This window comes from Pseudarthrobacter sp. CC4, assembly GCF_048957775.1.
Classification (GTDB): domain Bacteria; phylum Actinomycetota; class Actinomycetes; order Actinomycetales; family Micrococcaceae; genus Arthrobacter.
Genome location: NZ_JARCCZ010000047.1, coordinates 1 through 18,091, shown reverse-complemented (window position 1 = coordinate 18,091; position 18,091 = coordinate 1). Strand labels below are relative to the sequence as shown.

Genomic DNA, 18,091 nt, shown 5'->3' with positions numbered 1-18,091 from the left:
TCGCCTCCCGGAAAGGCCGGCTCCACGAACTCGCTGAAGGTGCACAAGGTGGGCGACCTCGCCGACTCCACCCGCGTTGGCGAAGCAGTCAGCAACAGGGAAAAGCTCGGCCCCTGGCCGGAAAAGAAGAAGAAGGCCTAGGCTTTCGGACCCCGAAAAGGACCCCTGCACAGCAGTGGTGTGCAGGAGGTAGAACGCGGCCCCATGCGTGCGCGCGCCGGATTCGCAAGGTCCTAGGTATCTGACGCACAGGCCAGGGGCGTATGCAGTTAGGGCACACGCAATCCTGACGTCAGAACGGTGCATTGGGGTAGTCGGATGGCGGGTCGCTTCACTTTAGCCAATAGTGGCCTCGGACAACTCTGAATTAGAACCTGACACTTCCCGCTCAGCTCAAAAGGCAGCGCCAAAACTTCAGCGCGGCTCCGCCCAAGTTACTGGGGCGTCGGCGGCTCCAGCGGCCGTCATCGAGCCGAGCACCTAGGGCGTGTCAGAGGTCGAGCCCCTCCCTGCGCTGTGAACCACCGGAGCTAACTTTCGTTGTCTGTATCCCGAGTTTCGTCGTCGCAGGCCCGCTCCCCTGCGCAATCAAAGACATAAGCACCGTCGACAATGCGAAATCTGCTGGGCGTTCCTGCGCAGCCCGGGCGCCCTTCATAAAGCAGACTTAAATGTGGACACTGTCCACACCCTCTTTGGCAAGACAAATGGAGCACCCCGAGCTCGCGTGACGCCAGCGAGCAGCCTTTCGAAAAGCTTTGCACCAAAATCGGCTGGGTCATGTGGTCCCCGCTCCCCCGGACCATGAACAGGTGTTGGCCACCCCCGGCCAAACCGACAGAACCGGAACGAGGAACCGCAGAAATCCAGCCCACAGCAGGCGGAAGACCCACCAGCCAGGGTCTTGAACCCGCCACCCCACACACCTGAATAGGCTCCGCGGCAGCCAGGCCACAGCCCGCGAACCAGCCGTCAGAGCGACGCGACCACAAGCTTTGTACACACGTCAAAGCAAAATCGCCTCTGACGAGGGAAAACGTCGTGCCCGAGGTGGGACTCGAACTACATTCCAGGCCTTGGAAACACCGGGAAACCACGAAAACATGCGGAATCCGGAGCAGTCCGAAGGCACTGCGGCCCAGTCCGACAAGAAAGGGTGTGTACAAAGTACGAACCCTTTCTTGGACCCTTGTTCCTGCTGTCCGAACCACATGGCTGGATGTTGGGGATTGGCTTTCAGTCTGCTCCGTCTGGCAAATCTGGATCCGTTTCATTTGGGGCGGCTGACTTCCTTCAGGAGCCTGCTGCCTTTAACGGAAATACATCCGCCGCGCTGGCTTCACCCACTTCTGGATCGCGTCGGCCACTTGATCCGGGCCGCCCCGGGAGTGTTGGACTGGGTGCGGCCGGTGGAAGTTAGGGCCGAAACTGGGTACCAATTTGGGTCCACCGTCAGTGTGTGAGATTACGGACGCGGCGAGCCGGACTTGCCCGGGTTAAGCGACGCTCTCCAGCTGGCCTGCGCGGTCTGCTATCCCTCTAAAGTAGCTGCCCTTGAAGAAGAGAAGGGGCTCGGCGTCCCGTGCCGCCAGGGCGCGGACGGCACCCAGCACGATGGTGTGGTCTCCGCCGTCGTATTCTTCATGCAGTTCGCAGTCCACCCAGGCCAGCGCCTGGTTCAGCACTGGGTTGCCCAAGGGTGACGTGGAGTAGTCAACGCCGGCAAATTTTTCCGTTCCGGAGCGGGCAAACTGGGCTGCCAGGTGCTGGTGTTCGGCGGGCAGGATGTTTACGGTGAAGCGGCCGGCCTTGCGGAGCTGCGGCCAGGTGCTTGAGCTGCGGGCTGGGCTGAAGGTGACAAGAGCCGGGTCCAGCGAGAGGGAAGCAAACGACTGGCACGTGAAGCCTGCGGGGCCCTCGTCCGTCGCTGCAGTGATGATGGTCAGCCCCGTGGCGAAGTGACCCAGAACGTGGCGCAGATGTTCCGGGGTGGGCTCAAGATGTTCAGGCATGTTCTATTCCTCTCGAAGCTGGTGGTTCCAGCCAGTCAGCAGCAATGCGGCCCGGGCTCAGGGATCCCGATGGCTCCAAGACGGCCGGCGGGTCCCAGGATGTAGATCTGGAGGGACCTGTCTGCTGCCGGAACCAGCGGCATTGTGTTCACATCAGCGGTTTTCCCCTGAAGTGGCAGACGCTGGACACATTGTTTCCTGCGCAGGTCATCTCAGCACTTATTGGTGAATATCCCACTCTTGATATAACTGGGAGTCGATGCTAGAAAACTAGCTCGAATTGGGTGACTGGCACCAGCGGGAATGACATGGCGATCAACACTTCGCAACCTTGCCTCGCAAATGGGCGGTTTTCGTAAAAGCACGTCATCCGGAGAAATTTTGAGCCAGGTCATAAGCAACATTTCTTCGGCGGCTTTCCACACGCATTAGGAAGAATTGTCCCGGACCGCATTGCACAAATGCGGCAAACCTCTAGCCACATCACCGGCATTCTTGCCGAATTCGCAAGTGAAGGGTCACCACGGAGTGCCCCGGGCGCAATTTAGTGACCCCGGACGAAGCCGTATCCACGGGACGAAGTATTACCTCTGGTTTCCTGTCATGACGCAGTGGGACGAAACGCCGCGCGACTGAGCCGTGCTGGCCTAGATTGCTAGATACCTGTCCCCACTCAGGAGGTGTATGACATGTCGCCGAGCACGCGCTGGACGACGCACCGGCGTACGATCGAGGCCCCTGCCGACCTTATATTCGCCGTACTGCGGGACTGTTCCCACTTGCCGTTCGTGGACGGTTTGACCGTGTACGCCGAACGGGTCAGCGGCGATGAGGATGTCCATGAACTACGGATGTCCGTCGTGACGAACGGTTCGTTGAACTCCAGCCATTGCCACCGGGTATTCGACGCTGCCGGGCTCCGTGGCGAATTCCAGCAGTTCGATCTGGAGTATCCATTGCTCCGGATGGAGGGTCGCTGGGTGGTCCTGCAGGCGGACGGAACTTCTGAGGTGACGCTCACCCACGAGTTCGAAGTGGATGAGGAAGGAACAGAGGAGCTCCTGGAGCTGGTGCACGGCACCATTGATGACTACAGCAGCCGTGAACTGGAAGCCCTGCGTCTAAGCTCCGAGCGCCTGAGGTTTCTGGTGCAGCAGCACTCAACTGAAGCCTATGCCAGCGAGGCATAAAAGCATTACCCGAAGTCCCTTGCGCCTGAATGAGGGACATTCTTGGGCGCCTCCCAAAGACCTCAGCCTGACTCCAGGCAATCGATATTCCTGCTGCGTCTCCGAGTAGCCGGCTGCAAGAAGGTTCGCGGCCACAGGATCCTCGGATACTGTTCGTGCGTGCTGCGTCCGGCGCGACTGTGAGCCAGTAATTCACGTGACCATGCGCAGGAGAATGTGACTGTCAAGGTCCCCTGGTTACCCGTAGTTACTCCTTGTATCTCTTGGTTGCGGACTCCTTTGATTCCCGTGCTCGTGCTGTCGGATAGTTGCTGCCATAAGCACATTTCAGTGCATCCGCTACCGATTTTCCAGGAGGAAACCATGCCTATCGTTGAATTGAAACCCGGCGCTGTTGCGGCCCTAACTCTGACAGCGCTGCTGGGCCTGACCGCCTGCTCCGACCCAGGGGCATCGGCGGCGGCAGCACAGTCCGCGGTGCCCTCCGCCACGGCGGGTGGCAAGACCTTCAACCTGTCACCGGAGCAGGACCGGTTCAAGGTTGCCGTGGATTCCGAAGCCTCAGCGCTGGTTCCGGAAGCCATCAAGGCCGATGGCAAGCTTACGGTGGTGAGCACTGGAGGCACCCCTCCACTGAGCCTGTTCGCTGCTGATAACAAGACGGTAATCGGCAATGAGGTTGACCTGGCTTACGCCGTGGGACAAACGCTGGGGTTGGAAGTTGAAGTCCTTCCGGTGGCGTGGGCCGACTGGCCATTGGGCATTGAGTCCGGGAAGTACGAGGCTGTGCTCTCCAACGTCACAGTAACCGAGGCCCGCAAAGAGAAGTTCGACTTCGCCACTTATCGCAGCGACCTGCTGGGTTTTTACGCGAAGAGTGATTCGGACATCAGCGAGATCACCCAAGCGCGGGATGTTGCCGGGAAGCGGATCATCGTGGGTTCCGGCACTAATCAGGAAGCCATCCTGGTGCGTTGGGATGAGGAGAATAAAAAGAACGGCCTGAAGCCGGTCGAATTCCAGTACTACGACGATGACTCAGCGTCCACGCTGGCCCTTCAGTCCGGCCGTGCGGACCTGACGTTCGGGCCAAACGCCGCAGCCGCCTACAAGGCAGCCCAGGACGGCAAGAGCAAGCAAGTGGGGACCCTTAATGGCGGCTGGCCGCTGACAGCGGACATTGCGTTCACCACCAAGAAGGACAATGGCCTTGCCGTGGCCGCCCAAACCGCCTTGAACACGTTGATTGAAAACGGCACCTACGGCAAGATCCTGGACCGCTGGGGCCTCTCTTCCGAAGCCATCCAGAAGTCGGAACTGAACCCGGCAGGCCTTCCCAAGAAGTAGCCGCGCCGAAACGAAGGATCCCCGCCGGGCAAGCGCCCGGCGGGGATCAGCTGTTTTTTCGCCCACTCAGCATCATTGGGAACCCCGCCACGAGGCTTCCTGCTGACGGAAAAGTGCGTGGAGAAAAGGGTCTTAGAGCTGCTGCGCCCACACAGTCAGGTGCAGCCTGACAGTGTCCGCGGAGAAGTCGGCGCCTCCACTTTCCCCGCCGGTTTCATCAGCCCTCTGGGCAAGACCTGGTGCGCTCATCAGGCACGAACCGCCTCACCGGAGCGGACAGGAGCCGCAAGCCCGAGGTTTTCGCGGAGGGTGCTGCCCCGGTACTCCGTCGGGTACACGCCACGTTCTTGCAGCTGCGGGACCAGGTGGTTCACGATGTCGTCCAGACCGGTCGGAATCAGCCACGGCGAGATGTTGAACCCGTCCACGGCGCCCACCCGCGCATACTCAGCCAGCCGGTCCGCCACATCGGTGTACGAGCCGGTAAAGGTGGCGTCCACGCGTGCGGTGCGGGACGTGACGAACTGCCGGATGGACAGGCCCTTGTCCTTGGCCTCGGCCCGCCACTGGTCCGCCAACTGCCGGGCCTTCGCTCCGTGGAAGCCGCTGCCGCGGGTCTCCGACGTCTCCTCCACCACCGGGTCGATCTCCGGCAGCGGCCCGTCAGGATCGTAGGCGGACAGCTCGCGGCCCCAGAACTGTTCCAGGTAGGCGATGGCCTGCTGCGGGCCGATCTGCAGGCTGCGCACCCACTCCTTCTTTTCAGCTGCTTCCGCGGCGGTGGGCGCAAGGATGAATTCGCTGGCCGGCATGATCTGAACGGCGTTCGCGCCGCGGCCGGCAGCCATGGACCGCGCCGCGAGGTCCTTGCGGAATTCCACGGCGTCGTCGAACTTCGGGTGGGCGGAGAAGATGACTTCAGCCTGCCGGGCGGCGAAGTTCCGTCCGTCGGGTGAGTCGCCGGCCTGAAAGAGCACCGGCCGGTACTGGGCACTGCTCGGCAGCCGCGGTGTCACGTCCACGGTGTAGTGCTGGCCTTCATGCAGCACCCTGCGCGCGGGACCTTCCGGGGTTTCCCAGGAGTCCCAGATCCGCTTGGCGGTTTCCACGAACGCTTCGGCGTGCTTGTACCGGTCCGCGTGGTCCAGGTATCCCCCACGCCGGAAGTTCGCACCGGTCCAGGCGTTGTCCGTGGTCACGATGTTCCACGCCGCCCGGCCCCCGGAAATCAGGTCAAGGGACGAAAGCCGGTGTGCCAGGTCCGCGGGATCGTTGTACGTGGTGTTCTGGGTGGCCACCAGGCCGATGTTCGTGGTCACGGACGCCAGCGCGGCGAGCATTGTCTGCGCGTCCGGCCGGCCTACCACGTCCAGTGCGTGGGGGCGGCCCAGGTGCTCGCGGAGGCGAAGCCCCTCACCCAGGAAGAACGCTGCGAAAAGTCCGCGCTCAGCGGTTTGGGCGATGCGCCGGAAGGATTCGAAGTCTGTCTGCGAGCCTGATTCCTGAGCCTTCCAAATGGTGCCGGAGTTCACGCCCTGGAAGAAGACACCGAACTGGATGTGTCCGCTCGGCCGGAACACGTCGGATGGAGCACTGTTGTGCTGGGTCATGGTTTTTCCTTACTTTCCGGTGTTGGCAGCGGCAGGTGCGTAGCGGCTGGCGGGGCGCTCCAGGCCCAGCAGGTCGCGGAACGTGCCGTCCTGCGCAACGGGGCGGAGTGCGCCGCGGCGCCGCAGTTCCGGCAGGACCAAACGGCCAAGTTCCTCAAGGTCCACGAAGAGCGACGCCGGGTGAAGGCGCACGCCGTCGGCCTCCGCCAGTAACGACTCCAGGAAGTCCGACAGCTCTGCCGCAGTGCCTGCAAAAGCCGCCCTCCCGCCATCGTTGAGTGCACCAGCGGCGGCCACGCGCCCGGCCGCGGCCTGTCCGCGGGAGTCGAGGACGACGTCGAGCTCGGCGATCACCGCAAGGGAGGCACCCACACGGGCACGCACGTCACGGACCTCCGCGGCGAGTAGTTCAGCAGTGGGCGCGGACACGAGCACGGCGTCCACGGCGTCAACCGGGACCTCACCCAGCAAAGACGCCGGGGCCAGCACCGGAAGCTGCCCCTGCAACGGCCGCGGAATGATGGACGGCCCCTTCACCGAATAGCCAGAACCGGCAAAACCGGCTGGCGTTTCGAAGTCGACATAGTGCAGCTTGTCCACGTCGATGTACCGGCCGGTGGCGACGTCGCGGATCACGGCGTCGTCCTCCCACGAGTCCCACAGGCGCCGGGACACCTCGATAGATGCGGCAGCCTCCTGCCCCAGCGCGGCACCCGTCACGGAAGCGCGTCCGACGGCGGCCGCCGTCTCCGGTGCTTCTGCGGCGGTGACGATCCACCCGGCCCGGCCGCCGGAGACATAGTCCAGGCTGGCCAGCTGGGTGGAGATGTGGAACGGCTCGGTGTAGACGGTGTCCACTTCCGGCGCCAGGGCAATGGAGCGGGTCACCGGTCCAGCGAACGCGGCACGCTGCAGCGCGTTGGCGCGGCCGGGGACCGGCGTGTCGGTGAACGTGGCTGCGTGGAAGCCGGCGGACTCCGCGGAAAGCACGGCCCGGGAAATGTCCGCGCCGTCCCAGCCGGCGCCATCAAGCTCGATGGCCAAGAATCCGGCGCGGTTTGCTGCAGTGTTGCTCACATCTGGTCCTGACGTTCGTAAGGGATTTTTTCGCCGGCCTCGATGGCCACGGGCAGCCGGTTTTCAGCCGGCGGCAGCGGGCAGGTGGCGAGGTCGGTGTAGGCGCACGGCAAGTTCACAGCCCGGTTGAAGTCCAGCACCACGGATCCGTCCGGGCCGGGAACCACGGAGAGGGAGCGGTTGGCGGCGTAGGTGGTCTTGCCTGAGGTCTGGTCCGTGAAGAGGACGGACAGGGAGCCCGGGGCATAACCGTTAAAGGCAGTGAGTGTCAGTTCCTGTCCCGCCAGCTTGAAGCGGACCTCGCCCGGTGCCTCGTAGACATGCTGGATGCCTTCGACGGCTGCACCCACCGTAGTTGCACGGGGCGCTTCGAACGGCACGTACGTGCCGCGGACGGCGTAGGCGGCGTCCGGCGAGTAGGTGGGCGTTCCCTGGTACTGGCGCAGCAGCCCGTTCTCCGGGTTCCGCGGCCGCACGATGTACTCGCCGCCGCGCTTGGCGAGCTCGATGACGGTGTCGTCGGACAGGAGGTTGATGCCGCCGCGTTCCTCGATAGGGCCGAATTCCAGGGTGGCGCCGGCGTCGGTGTTCAGTTCCTTGCCGTCCTGCTGCAGGCTTTCGCCCGGCTCCAGGACCACGCGGACGACGTCGGCCTCCGCGCTCCAGGTGCCCGGGGCGCCTTCCAGCGGGGTGGCCTCGGTGCCGAGCCAGTGCAGATGGGTGACGGCGAGGAAGCCGTGCGGGTGCGCGCGGTTACGCTCGTGCGCCGCGTGCCATTCCTGCCATTCAGCTTCAAAGGTTTCGAGGGCGGTTTCAGTGGACATCGGCGAGATTCCTTCCGGCGGTAGCGGACTGGTTGTTTTGTGCAAACTCAGGACGGCTGCCGTAGGGGTCCTCGGCCTCCCACAGGGTTGTGGGCGCTGCGGCCCGGACAGCGGGGATGACCTCCAGTGCGAAGCGCTCCAGGATTTCCAGCTGCTGTTCGAATGGCAGGGTGGTGGGCAGCGAGATGGACTGTAGGTCGTGGCGGTACAGCTCGTGGTAGCTCAGGATCTTGTCGATCACCTGCTCCGGGCTGCCCACCAGCGACGGGCCCTCGGCCACGGCGTGCTGGATGTCCCGGAACGGCGAGTTGTTGCCCGGCACGTGGCGGTTCGCCGTCAGCGCCTCGTACACTGGGCCGAACTGGCGGATGGCCTCCTGCGTGGTTGCAGCGATGAACACGCCTCCGGCGCCGCAGCCTGAGCCCACGTACTGTCGGCGCGGATCGTGGCCGTGCCGTTCGTACTCCTCGCGGTAATGGTCGATCAGGACGGCGTAGTTTTCGCGCGGTTGGATGGCGTTCGCGCTGAACAACGGGTCGCCCCATTTGCCGGCCAGGGCAGCCGAGGTCAGCGTCGTAGCAGAACCGTGCCAAACTCGGGGGGAGCCGTTGAACGGCCGGGGCGTGGTGGTGGTCGGCTCGGTCAGCGGCGCGCGGAACCGGCCGGACCAGGTGACGCCTTCCTCGCGCCACAGCCGGCGGAGGAGAGCGTACTTTTCGGCCAGGAGGTCCCACTGGTCCGCCAGGTCCAGCCCGAAGAGCGGGTACTGCAGCACCTCGTTGCCCTTGCCGATGGTGATCTCCAATCGGCCGCGGCTGAGCTGGTCGATGGTGGCGTAGTCCTCCGCGACCCGGATGGGGTCCAATACGGACAGCACCGTAACGCCTGTGTGCAGCCGGATCCGCTCCGTTACGGCTGCGATCGCCGCCAGTACCGTGGTGGGCGAGGAGGAGATGAATTCCCCTGCGTGCCGCTCCCCCACGGAGAAGCTGTCGAACCCGAGGGCCTCGGCACGGCGTGCGGTTTCCACTACCTGGTTCAGCCGGTCAGCCGTGGAGACGATCTCCCCGGTGAGCGGATTTTCCAGGTGCGGAATGATGTCAAGGACCTGAAACTTCACGAGGACTTCCCGGAAGCGCCGGCGCCAGGCTGTGTGGCCGCCGCCTGGGAGGCCGCGAAGTTCTCCTCGGTGATGGTCTTCGATTCGGGCAGCGACTCCTCGGAGAGGCCCCAGCGTTCCAGGATCTTGCCGTAGGAGCCGTCCTGAATGGCCGAGTTCAGGGCCTCGGAGATCACCGGAGCCAGACCGTTTCCGCGCAGCGAGGTGGCCGCCACCAGGGTTTCGGACGGCCAGCCGGCGTTGACCCTGCCCACCACCTTCAGGTCGTCTCGGGTGTTCTCGCGGTAGACAGTGGACGGATAGGGGGCGATGTTGAGGTCGGTCCGGCCGGAGGACAACGCCAGGATGGTGTCCGCCTCCGACGAGTAGTACTGCAGGGTGGCAGGTGCCTTGCCTTTCTCCTCCAGCTCCTTGTTCCAGGCCAGCAGGATCTTCTCCTGGTTGGTGCCCGAGCCCACGGACACCCGCAGGCCAGAGATGTCGTCCGCGCCCTTGATGTCGTACGTGGCGGATTTCTTGGCTTCGAAGCCCATAAACGCGGCCCGGTAACCGGCGAAGTCGAACAGCTTAACCCGGTCCTTGTTCACCCCAACATTCGAGAAGACCACCTCGAAGTCGCCTGACTGCGTCTTCAGCGGCCAGTTCTCCCACGAGGTGACCTGGACGTCGAGTTCCAGGCCCAGCTTGTCCGCCACCAGCTGGGCGATGTCCAGTTCGGAACCGATGGCGGTCTTGTCGTCCGTGGCGTGGAATGACAGCGGGATGGAGCCCGCGGTGGTGGCGACCGTCAGCTTGCCGTCCTTGCCGATCAGTTCGGGCACCTTCGCGGCGAGTGCCGCATCCTTCTCGCCGCGGATCCGCTGCTGGTCCGGTGAGGTGTTGTAGACGACGCCGTTTCGTGCCGCCGTCGTTTCCGCCGCGCCGGAGGCATCACCGGAAGCCGAAGCGCCGGGATCGGCGCAGGCGGACAGGGCAGCCGTTCCGAGGAGGACGACGGCGGGCAGCACAGCCAGGCTGCGGGTGTTGCGGCGGTTGTGTAAACGCAGGGTGCTGGAGAGTCCGCGGGTGGAGAGAGGCATGGAAAGTTCCTTAGATGTTGAAGGCCGGTTCGAGCACCTTGGAGAAAAAGCTCCGGGTGCGCGGTTCCTGGGGGTTGGTGAAAATCTCTTGCGGGCTGCCCTGTTCCACGATCTGGCCCTGGTCCATAAACACCACGGTGTCCGCCACATCCCGGGCGAAGCCCATCTCGTGGGTGACGATGATCAGCGTGGTGCCGGAGGTGGCAAGTTCGCGGATGACGTCCAGCACCTCGTTGACCAGTTCCGGGTCCAAAGCGGAGGTGGGCTCGTCGAACAGCAGGATCTTGGGATCCAGGGCCAGGGCGCGGGCGATGGCCACGCGCTGCTGCTGGCCGCCGGAGAGCTGGCGGGGGTAGGCGCCGGCACGGTCCTTGAGGCCCACCCGGTCCAGGAGTTCCAGGCCGCGGCGGCGGGCTTCCTCCTTGGAGCGTCCCTGTGCCACAACGGGCGCTTCGGCTATGTTTTCCAGTGCGGTCAGGTGCGGGAACAGGTTGAAGTTCTGGAACACCATCCCGATCTCGGTCCTCTGCTTGAGGATGTCCTTCTCCCGGAGCTCGTGCAACTTCCCGCCGCGGACTTCGTAGCCCACCAGCTGGCCGTCGATGGCGATGTGTCCGCCGTCGACCTTTTCCAGGTGGTTGATGGTGCGCAGCAGGGTGGACTTGCCGGAGCCGGAGGGGCCCACGATCACGGCCACGCCACCGGGTTCAACGGTAAGGCTGACGCCCTTGATGACTTCGCTCGGGCCAAAGGACTTCCGAACCCCGGTGATTTCCACCAGGCCGCGGGTGGCAGGGGCTGAGACGGTTGCAGTCATTAGGAGTTCCTCGGGTTGGTGACGGCGTGGGTGGCGAAGAATTTGCGGGCCTTCTGCAGGGGCGTCAGCGGCAGGTTACGCACCGCACCCTTGGAGTAGTGCCGTTCGATGTAGTACTGGAACACGCTGAGCACGGAGGTGATCACCACGTACCAGAGCGTGGCCACCAAGAGCAGCGGCAGGACCTGCTGGGTGCGGTTGTAGATGACCTGGACGGTGTAGAACAGCTCCGAATAGGCCAGGACGTACACAATGGAGGTGCCCTTGACCAGGCCGATGATCTCGTTGAACGCCGTGGGCAGGATGGCACGCATGGCCTGCGGCAGCACGATCCGGGTGGAGCGGCGCCAGGCCGGGATGCCCAGGGCGGCGGCGGCCTCCAGCTGGCCCTGGTCCACGGACAGGATTCCGCCGCGGATGATCTCCGCGGAGTACGCCGCCTGGTTCAGGGTCAGGCCCAGCACGGCAGCGGCGAACTGGCTGATCATGGTGGTGGTCTGGACTTCGAAGAACCGCACGTCCGTGAAGGGAATCCCCAGGCTGATCTTTTCGTACAGGTACCCCAGGTTGTACCAGAGCAGCAGCTGCACCAGCAGCGGCGTGGACCGGAAGATCCAGGAGAACGTCCAGGACACGGACACCAGCAGCGGCGAGGCCGACAGCCGCATCAGGGCCAGGATGAAACCCAGAACGAAGCCCAGGATGCCGGAGATCGCGGTGAGCTTCAGGGTTTCCAGCAGCCCCGTGATCACCGACTGCGCGGTGAACCACTGTGCCACCACACCCCATTCCCAGCGCGGGTTGGTGGCCAGGGACCAGGCCACGGCAAAAACACCGAGCGCGACGACGGCGGTCCCCACCCAGCGCCACGGATGCCTGGCTGCCACCACGGGATAGGACGAATAGTCCGCGGCGACACGTGCCGGGCCCCCTTCGGGAGGCAGCCCGGCTCCTGCACCCGGCTGTGCTGAAGTTGTTGGCTGCGCCGCCGTGGTCGCTGCTGAACCCATGGGCCACCTCGCTTCTGTCTTAATTCCGGAGCTGTTTGCCCCGGTTGCTGGCTGCAAATCTAGGACGGGCCAAACGGGGCGGCAACACAGGAAGTTGCATTAGTTCACCGGGCTTCGTACAGCGTCATGAGTCCTTTTCTTGCGCCATTTGACGCGTTGTGACGCGGAGTTAACGGGCGTGACCAGCCGCTCGACCGCCGTCGTCACCGCTGCCTAGCATGGGCACTCCAGCGGTCGGTTGACCCTGCCGCGGCCCTCAAGGTCCAGCCCGTCCGCCGTCAGGAGCAACCATGCCAGCGAAGATTCCGGCCGTCGTTTTCATCGGCGGCGGACCGCGCACCGCCGGCGTCCTGGAACGGGTCGCGGCGAACAGGCAGGATGTCTTTGCCGGACCGCTCCAGATCCACGTGGTGGAACCGCATGTTCCAGGTTCTGGCCGTATCTGGCGGTATGACCAGGATCCAGGCCTGCTGCTCAACTCCATGGCGGCGGACATCACCATGTTTACCGACGCCTCCGTGGACTGCGAAGGTCCCGCCTCGCCCGGTCCCGGGCTGGCCGATTGGGCCGCAGGCGTGCTGGACGGGTCCATCTCGGATGTCCCCGACTTTCCGCGGCCGCTGTGGAACCAGCTCCGCACCCTGCACGGGACCAGCTTCCCCACCCGTCAACTGCAAAGCCAGTACCTCGAATGGTTCTTCCGACTGGCCGCCAAAGCACTCAACCGGAGCGTCACCACCCACCGGACCACTGCCGTCGGCATCACTGCCCTCGGCGACGGCAGCCACGCGGTGGAACTGGCGAACGGCCGGACGCTGCACGCCGACATCCTGGTCACCGCACTCGGCCACACTGATTCCCTGCCGGATGCCGCGTCCAGGGGCTACGCGGACTTCGCCGCACGGCACGGCGGCTACCACGCGGCACCCAGCTACACCACCGACGTCGACTACTCCCCCATCGCCTCCGGTCAGGACGTCATCGTCTCCGGCATGGGCCTGGCTTTCGTGGACCTGCTGGTCATCCTGATGGAGGGCCGCGGCGGGCGGTTTGAAGAGACGTCCGACGGCGGGCTGCGCTATCTTCCGTCCGGGCGGGAACCCAGGCTCTGGGCCGGATCCCGCCGGGGTGTGCCGTACCACTCCAAGATCTCCGCCGCCCTGCGCGGGCAGGCGCCCGGACCGCTGCAGTTCTTCACTCCTGCCGCCGTGGACACCCTGCTCGATCGCCACGGTGAGTTGGACTTCCAGCAGCACCTGTGGCCGTTGGTCGCCAAGGAGGCCGGGCACTACTACTATCGCGAGCTCCTTACCGGCAGCCCGGAGCGGGCGGCCATGGACTGGGACGTGTTCGCCGCCCGCTACGCCCCGCTCGAGTGGTACAGCACCGAGCGCAAGGAGCTTGTCACCGCCGCTGTCCCCGATGCCGGCCTGCATCTGGACCTGGAGCGGCTGGACCGGCCGTTCAAAGACCACTGGTTTGCCGATCACCGTGCCGTACAGGATGCCATTGCCAGGTACATCGAGAACGACCTCGCGCTGCGCGACAGCCAGGACCACCCCGAAACGCTCGCCCTGTTCCTGGCCCTGCTCCACGTCTACATGGAAACAGGCCGCGTGATCCCGGCAGAGCGGCTCAACGCCCGCTCGCAGCAGACGGTCCACGGCTGGTGGCACGGCTTCTTCAGCTTTGTGGATTCCGGGCCACCGCCGCACCGGCTCCGCCAGATGCTCGCCCTGCACCGGGCCGGTCTGCTGCAGTTCCTGGGCCCGGGCCTGGAAGTCAGCACCGACGAGTCCACCGGCACGTTCCGGGGCACCTCCCCGCAGTCCGGGGCGGAAGTGCACGCCACAGCGTTCATTGAGGCACGGCTGCCGTCCACGTCCGTGGCCCGCTCGCTTAACCCGGTGCTCGCCTCCCTGCACGCCAGCGGACTCGGGACCGAGCAACAGCTGGTGACCGCCGACGGGATCCACTCCACCGGCAAGCTGCTGGTCTCCGGCGAGCACCGGCTGGTGGATCCGCAGGGCAAGCCGCAGGAGCGCGTGTTTGGGATTGGCCCGGGCACATCCGGCTGGGGCGCCGGCGCGTTCGCCAGGCCCAACACCAACGCCGCACCGTTCAGGGAAAATGATGCCTTGGCCCGCACCATCCTCTCCTTTGCGCGCAGCCTGGCCCTGGAAGGCCCCGCCAAGCAGGTGCCGGAGCCAGCCGCCGTCGGAAAGATTTGAACCGTGATACCCAACGCCAGCGAGAAGGAACGACCGTTACGAGGAATGACCAGTGACCGCTGAACCCGAACTCCGCCCCAGGCCCCTCGACCCTGCAGCCCTGGCCGTCCTCAGCCTGCCAATGCACGATCCCCGGGTCCGGCCGCTGCTGGACGAACTGGCCGTCGAATATGACACCCGCTACGGCGACCTCTTCGGCCGGAAGGCGGCCGCCGAAGAGCTAAAGCGGTACCCGGCCGCCGAATTTGAAGGGCCTGGCGGGGCGCTGCTGATCATCCAGGAAAACGGTGAATCGATTGCCGGCGGCGCGTTCCGGAGATACGACGAGACCACGGCGGAACTGAAGCGGATCTGGACCTCCTCGGCCCACCGCCGTCGCGGTTTGGCCAGGCTGGTGCTCGCCGAACTGGAGGCGCTGGCCGCTGGCCGCGGCTATTCCGGCCTGTACCTCACCACCGGTCCCCGCCAGCCCGAAGCCAGGCACCTCTACCTCAGTACCGGTTACCAGCCGCTGTTCGATCTGGACGCAGACCCGGAGACACTAAAGTTCCTGGCCTTCACGAAGTCGCTCCCAAAGGCCTTCCGCATTAACGGAAGCCGCAGCGCCAGCGCCGCCAATCGAACCATGCTCGCCAGTCACCGCATTGCCTGATCGTCGAAGCAGCAGGAATTAGCTCTGCGGCTTTGACGTGAAGAAGTTTGCTGCCGCCGACCACAGCCGGGGACAATATCTACCGCCCACGCGCGCAACGAAGTCTCCCGCGGCCCCAGATGCCCTGGATAACCCCGACTCTGGATAGCGTGCTTGCTGAGGAAGCGGACCAAGTAACTGAGTTAGATCAACCGGCGCGGGTGCGTCGTGAGGGACGCCACCACAAGCCATGTCAACACGTTAAAGCAAAAACCCCTCTGACGAGGGGATATGCTGTGCCCGAGGTGGGACTCGAACTTTCATTACAGCCCCTGAAAACGAACCCATGAAAACATTCGGAATCCGAAGCAGTCCGACCGATGTGCGACCCGTTTCGACGGCAAAGGGTGCATCAGTAATGATGAAATTGGCTGTGTTGCGGTGTGGCTCGAAGTGTGGCTGGCGCCCTTGTGAGGGTTTGTCTTGACAATAATCTGTCCACCGAAACACAGCTGCAGTCAACGCGGCGGTCAGGTGGACATGACCTGATAGGAGCCTGTTCCGAAGAGTCCCATTACTGTCTTGTCTGCCCACCCGGCCGGCGTGCCCTTTTCTCATCACACGCAAAGGTCAGGGCAGTTTCATCATGGCAAAGGAACATCTGAAAGTCATCGCCGGGATCGACACTCACGCCGATACCCACCACGTCGGTGTCATCACCGACACCGGGCAGCATCTGGCCGCCAGGGAATTCCCGGCCGCGGGAGCCGGCTACCAAGGGGTCATCGACTTCATCACCGGTTTCGGTCCCGTCCTTGCCGCAGGCGTGGAGGGAACAGGCAGCTATGGCGCCGAACTTTCCCGCGTGCTTACCCGTAAGGGCATTCACGTTGTCGAAGTCATGCGCCCCAACCGGCAGGCACGCCGGCTGCAGGGAAAATCCGACCCGCTCGATGCCTACCAGGCCGCCGAATCCGTACTCGCCGGCCGCGCCGCCACCATCCCAAATCCCGCGACGGTGCCGTGGAATCCCTGCGCGTACTGCGCGCAGAGCGTGCCACCGCCATGCGGGCCCGGGTAGCCGTAATGGCCCGGGTCAAGACCCTCCTAGTAACCGCACCGGAATCCATCCGCGTCAAATACCGGGAAATGACGAGCCCGGCCCTGATGGCCGCCCTGGAGAAAACACGGCCCGCCGGGGCACCGTCCGGGCCCCTGACCAGCACCGCGACGGCGCTCAAGCGGCTCGCGGTCCGCTACCGGCACCTGCACCAAGAGCTGGCACTGATCGACGCCGAACTCGACGCCATCCTTAACCTCCATGCACCGATGCTTCGCGATCTTCAAGGCGTAGGCACCGACGTCGCCAGCCAGCTCCTGGTCACCGTGGGCGACAACCCCGAACGCGTCACCACCGAAGCGAAGTTCGCCGCCCTCGTCGGCGTCGCGCCGATCCCCGCCTCATCGGGAAAGACGACCCGCCACCGGCTCAGCCGCGGAGGCGACCTGCAGGCCAACAAAGCCATCCACCGCGTGGTCCTCGTAAGGATGCGCTACGACAGCCGGACCCGCAGCTGCGTGGCCAGGAGACGTCAGGAAGGAAAAAGCACCAAGGAAATCATGCGCTGCCTCAAACGCTACGTCGCCCGGGAAATCTACGAACAACACCTCCACCCACAACCCGCCCCGGACTGCGGATCACTGCGGACGGTTCGGATTACCAAGCACCTGACCCTTCAGCAAGCCGCCGACGCGCTGCGCGTCTGGCCCACCACCCTGTCCCGCCTCGAACGCGGACTCAGCCACGACAACAACTTCCACCACCGCTACGAAACCTGGCTCGACAGGCAATCCCCTACAACTCAAGCTACGTCCCGCGGGTAGAGCCCAAGCTTCGGCCCAGCGGCCACCCACCACGGGGAGCGACCGTCTGTTCGGTCGCGCCTCGGCCTATGCATACCCGACCGGGGGGCGGCAGAGGCTCCCGGGTCAAGGGCGGCCGCAGGCCGTCGCGCAGCGATCGCAGACCCTTGAGGCCGGAGTGGCCGGCCCCGGTAACCTTCGCGGCACGGGGGGCGCTCAGGACCATTGACACCAATAGGAGCATCACTGTCCACACCCCCTTTCGGGGGGCGCTGGAGGACTACCGGGGCACCACATGCCTGGAAATCTCGGCGGCAGAGTTCAGCAAGTCGATCGTGCCCGCGGCGACTCCGACGACGAGGTCGAAGCCTTCACCCGTGGTGAAGTCATGCCGGTGACCGTTGATCCACAGCAGCAGCACCATGAGCGTCCACGCCGTCCGCTTGTTGCCATCAACGAGTGGATGGAACCGGGCGACCGACTCCAACAAGGCTGCCGCCTTCACCGCGAGTTCCGGATAGGCTTCCGCGCCCAGGACAGTCGCAGCCGGCCTGGCCAATGCTGAGGCCAACAACCCGACATCACTTATATGGAAGCCATACCGATCAACTACCTGAAGGGCATCCTCAATGTCCAGGTACGCTGTCACGCGTCTTCAAGGCGCTTCAGCAGATCAGCGTCATGACTCATAACAAAATCAAGACCTGCGCTGATTTCACGCCGGCGCGCGTGGCGCTGCAGAACCAACTCGGCTCCCTGCAACAGAAGCGCGGACTTGGACGTATGTTCCTCGGCAGCCAATTTCTCCAGCCGCCGATCGAGGTCTTCAGGGACACGGAGATTCATAGCCATGCCTTCATGGTACCAAACAGGTACCCGCCCTTTACTGGGCTGCACGCCTCGCTAATTGGACCAGACTCACCGAGCAGGGTCGCGGTGTCTTGGAAAGCTCTGTTCTTTTCAAGACGCTACGCTGCTGCACCAGAGGTGTGTTTACTTCCGGCCTCGCTCTAATCCCCTCGAGCCGACGCCCGCTCACCTGTCTCATAACCAAGGACGTGTATCAGATTTTGGCTACGAAGTTATGAGACATAGTTACGAGAATCGCTGTGACTCGCAGCGATAAATGGCGGTCTTTTCGCAGCGCTATTTGACAGTGCAGACGAGGGCAAGCGGACTCCCTCTGGCTGGGTCGGAAGTTAGTTGTAAGCGGCCATGAAAAACTGCCCATAGGCGGCCACGTAATTGCCCACTGACGGCCAGTAGAACTGCCCAGCGGT

16 protein-coding genes are annotated in these 18,091 nt (G+C 64.2%); 6 read left to right on the top strand and 10 right to left on the bottom strand.

Annotated features, from left to right (window positions below):
- Nucleotides 1-1,496: 1,496 nt before the first annotated feature.
- Nucleotides 1,497-2,012, bottom strand: coding sequence for a flavin reductase family protein (locus tag PV768_RS21255; RefSeq protein ID WP_421094131.1), 516 nt, complete (start codon nt 2,010-2,012; stop codon nt 1,497-1,499).
- A gap of 689 nt (nt 2,013-2,701) precedes the next feature.
- On the opposite strand from PV768_RS21255, the gene PV768_RS21250 reads away from it, so the two are divergent.
- Both PV768_RS21250 and PV768_RS21245 read left to right on the top strand, forming a co-directional pair.
- Nucleotides 2,702-3,202 carry a hypothetical protein gene (locus PV768_RS21250; protein WP_421094130.1) on the top strand — a complete coding sequence of 167 codons (501 nt, stop codon included), beginning with the start codon at nt 2,702-2,704 and terminating at the stop codon, nt 3,200-3,202.
- Nucleotides 3,203-3,565: 363 nt separating this feature from the next.
- Nucleotides 3,566-4,549: an ABC transporter substrate-binding protein gene (locus PV768_RS21245; RefSeq protein ID WP_421094129.1), complete on the top strand. Its 984-nt coding sequence runs from the start codon at nt 3,566-3,568 to the stop codon at nt 4,547-4,549.
- A gap of 248 nt (nt 4,550-4,797) precedes the next feature.
- Here PV768_RS21245 and PV768_RS21240 read toward each other — a convergent pair whose 3' ends face one another.
- Genes PV768_RS21240 through PV768_RS21210 form a run of 7 tightly spaced genes read right to left on the bottom strand, consistent with a single transcriptional unit; the run spans nt 4,798 to nt 12,086 of the window.
- Complete coding sequence (locus PV768_RS21240) at nt 4,798-6,159, bottom strand: NtaA/DmoA family FMN-dependent monooxygenase (RefSeq protein WP_421094128.1); 1,362 nt, start codon at nt 6,157-6,159, stop codon at nt 4,798-4,800.
- Between the two features lie 9 nt (nt 6,160-6,168).
- Complete coding sequence (locus tag PV768_RS21235; RefSeq protein ID WP_421094127.1) at nt 6,169-7,236, bottom strand: LLM class flavin-dependent oxidoreductase; 1,068 nt, start codon at nt 7,234-7,236, stop codon at nt 6,169-6,171.
- A complete protein-coding gene (locus PV768_RS21230) occupies nt 7,233-8,060 on the bottom strand; it encodes a DUF1684 domain-containing protein (protein WP_421094126.1) in 828 nt (275 codons plus the stop codon). The genes PV768_RS21235 and PV768_RS21230 overlap by 4 nt, the downstream gene beginning before the upstream one ends.
- Nucleotides 8,050-9,180: an LLM class flavin-dependent oxidoreductase gene (locus PV768_RS21225; RefSeq protein WP_421094125.1), complete on the bottom strand. Its 1,131-nt coding sequence runs from the start codon at nt 9,178-9,180 to the stop codon at nt 8,050-8,052. The genes PV768_RS21230 and PV768_RS21225 overlap by 11 nt, the downstream gene beginning before the upstream one ends.
- Nucleotides 9,177-10,259: a transporter substrate-binding domain-containing protein gene (locus PV768_RS21220; protein WP_421094124.1), complete on the bottom strand. Its 1,083-nt coding sequence runs from the start codon at nt 10,257-10,259 to the stop codon at nt 9,177-9,179. The genes PV768_RS21225 and PV768_RS21220 overlap by 4 nt, the downstream gene beginning before the upstream one ends.
- Nucleotides 10,260-10,269: 10 nt before the next feature.
- Entirely contained in the window at nt 10,270-11,076 is an 807-nt protein-coding gene (locus PV768_RS21215; protein WP_421094123.1) for an amino acid ABC transporter ATP-binding protein, read from the bottom strand.
- Nucleotides 11,076-12,086 carry an amino acid ABC transporter permease gene (locus tag PV768_RS21210; protein WP_421094122.1) on the bottom strand — a complete coding sequence of 337 codons (1,011 nt, stop codon included), beginning with the start codon at nt 12,084-12,086 and terminating at the stop codon, nt 11,076-11,078. Before PV768_RS21210 ends, PV768_RS21215 begins: the two co-directional genes overlap by 1 nt.
- Before the next feature lie 290 nt (nt 12,087-12,376).
- Between PV768_RS21210 and PV768_RS21205 the strand changes: the two genes are divergently transcribed.
- The 4 genes from PV768_RS21205 (at nt 12,377) to PV768_RS21190 (ending at nt 16,832) form a co-directional block, all read left to right on the top strand.
- Complete coding sequence (locus PV768_RS21205) at nt 12,377-14,317, top strand: FAD/NAD(P)-binding protein (protein ID WP_421094121.1); 1,941 nt, start codon at nt 12,377-12,379, stop codon at nt 14,315-14,317.
- 52 nt (nt 14,318-14,369) lie between these two features.
- Nucleotides 14,370-14,969 (top strand): GNAT family N-acetyltransferase, encoded by a 600-nt coding sequence (locus PV768_RS21200; RefSeq protein ID WP_421094120.1) that lies wholly within the window; start codon nt 14,370-14,372, stop codon nt 14,967-14,969.
- Nucleotides 14,970-15,594: 625 nt separating this feature from the next.
- Nucleotides 15,595-16,029, top strand: coding sequence for an IS110 family transposase (locus tag PV768_RS21195; protein WP_421094119.1), 435 nt, complete (start codon nt 15,595-15,597; stop codon nt 16,027-16,029).
- On the top strand, nt 15,972-16,832 hold the full coding sequence (locus PV768_RS21190) for a transposase (protein WP_421094118.1): 861 nt from the start codon (nt 15,972-15,974) through the stop codon (nt 16,830-16,832). The genes PV768_RS21195 and PV768_RS21190 overlap by 58 nt, the downstream gene beginning before the upstream one ends.
- A gap of 259 nt (nt 16,833-17,091) precedes the next feature.
- Here PV768_RS21190 and PV768_RS21185 read toward each other — a convergent pair whose 3' ends face one another.
- Complete coding sequence (locus PV768_RS21185; protein ID WP_421094117.1) at nt 17,092-17,460, bottom strand: type II toxin-antitoxin system death-on-curing family toxin; 369 nt, start codon at nt 17,458-17,460, stop codon at nt 17,092-17,094.
- A complete protein-coding gene (locus PV768_RS21180; RefSeq protein ID WP_229666519.1) occupies nt 17,457-17,663 on the bottom strand; it encodes a ribbon-helix-helix protein, CopG family in 207 nt (68 codons plus the stop codon). Before PV768_RS21180 ends, PV768_RS21185 begins: the two co-directional genes overlap by 4 nt.
- Nucleotides 17,664-18,091 lie beyond the last annotated feature (428 nt).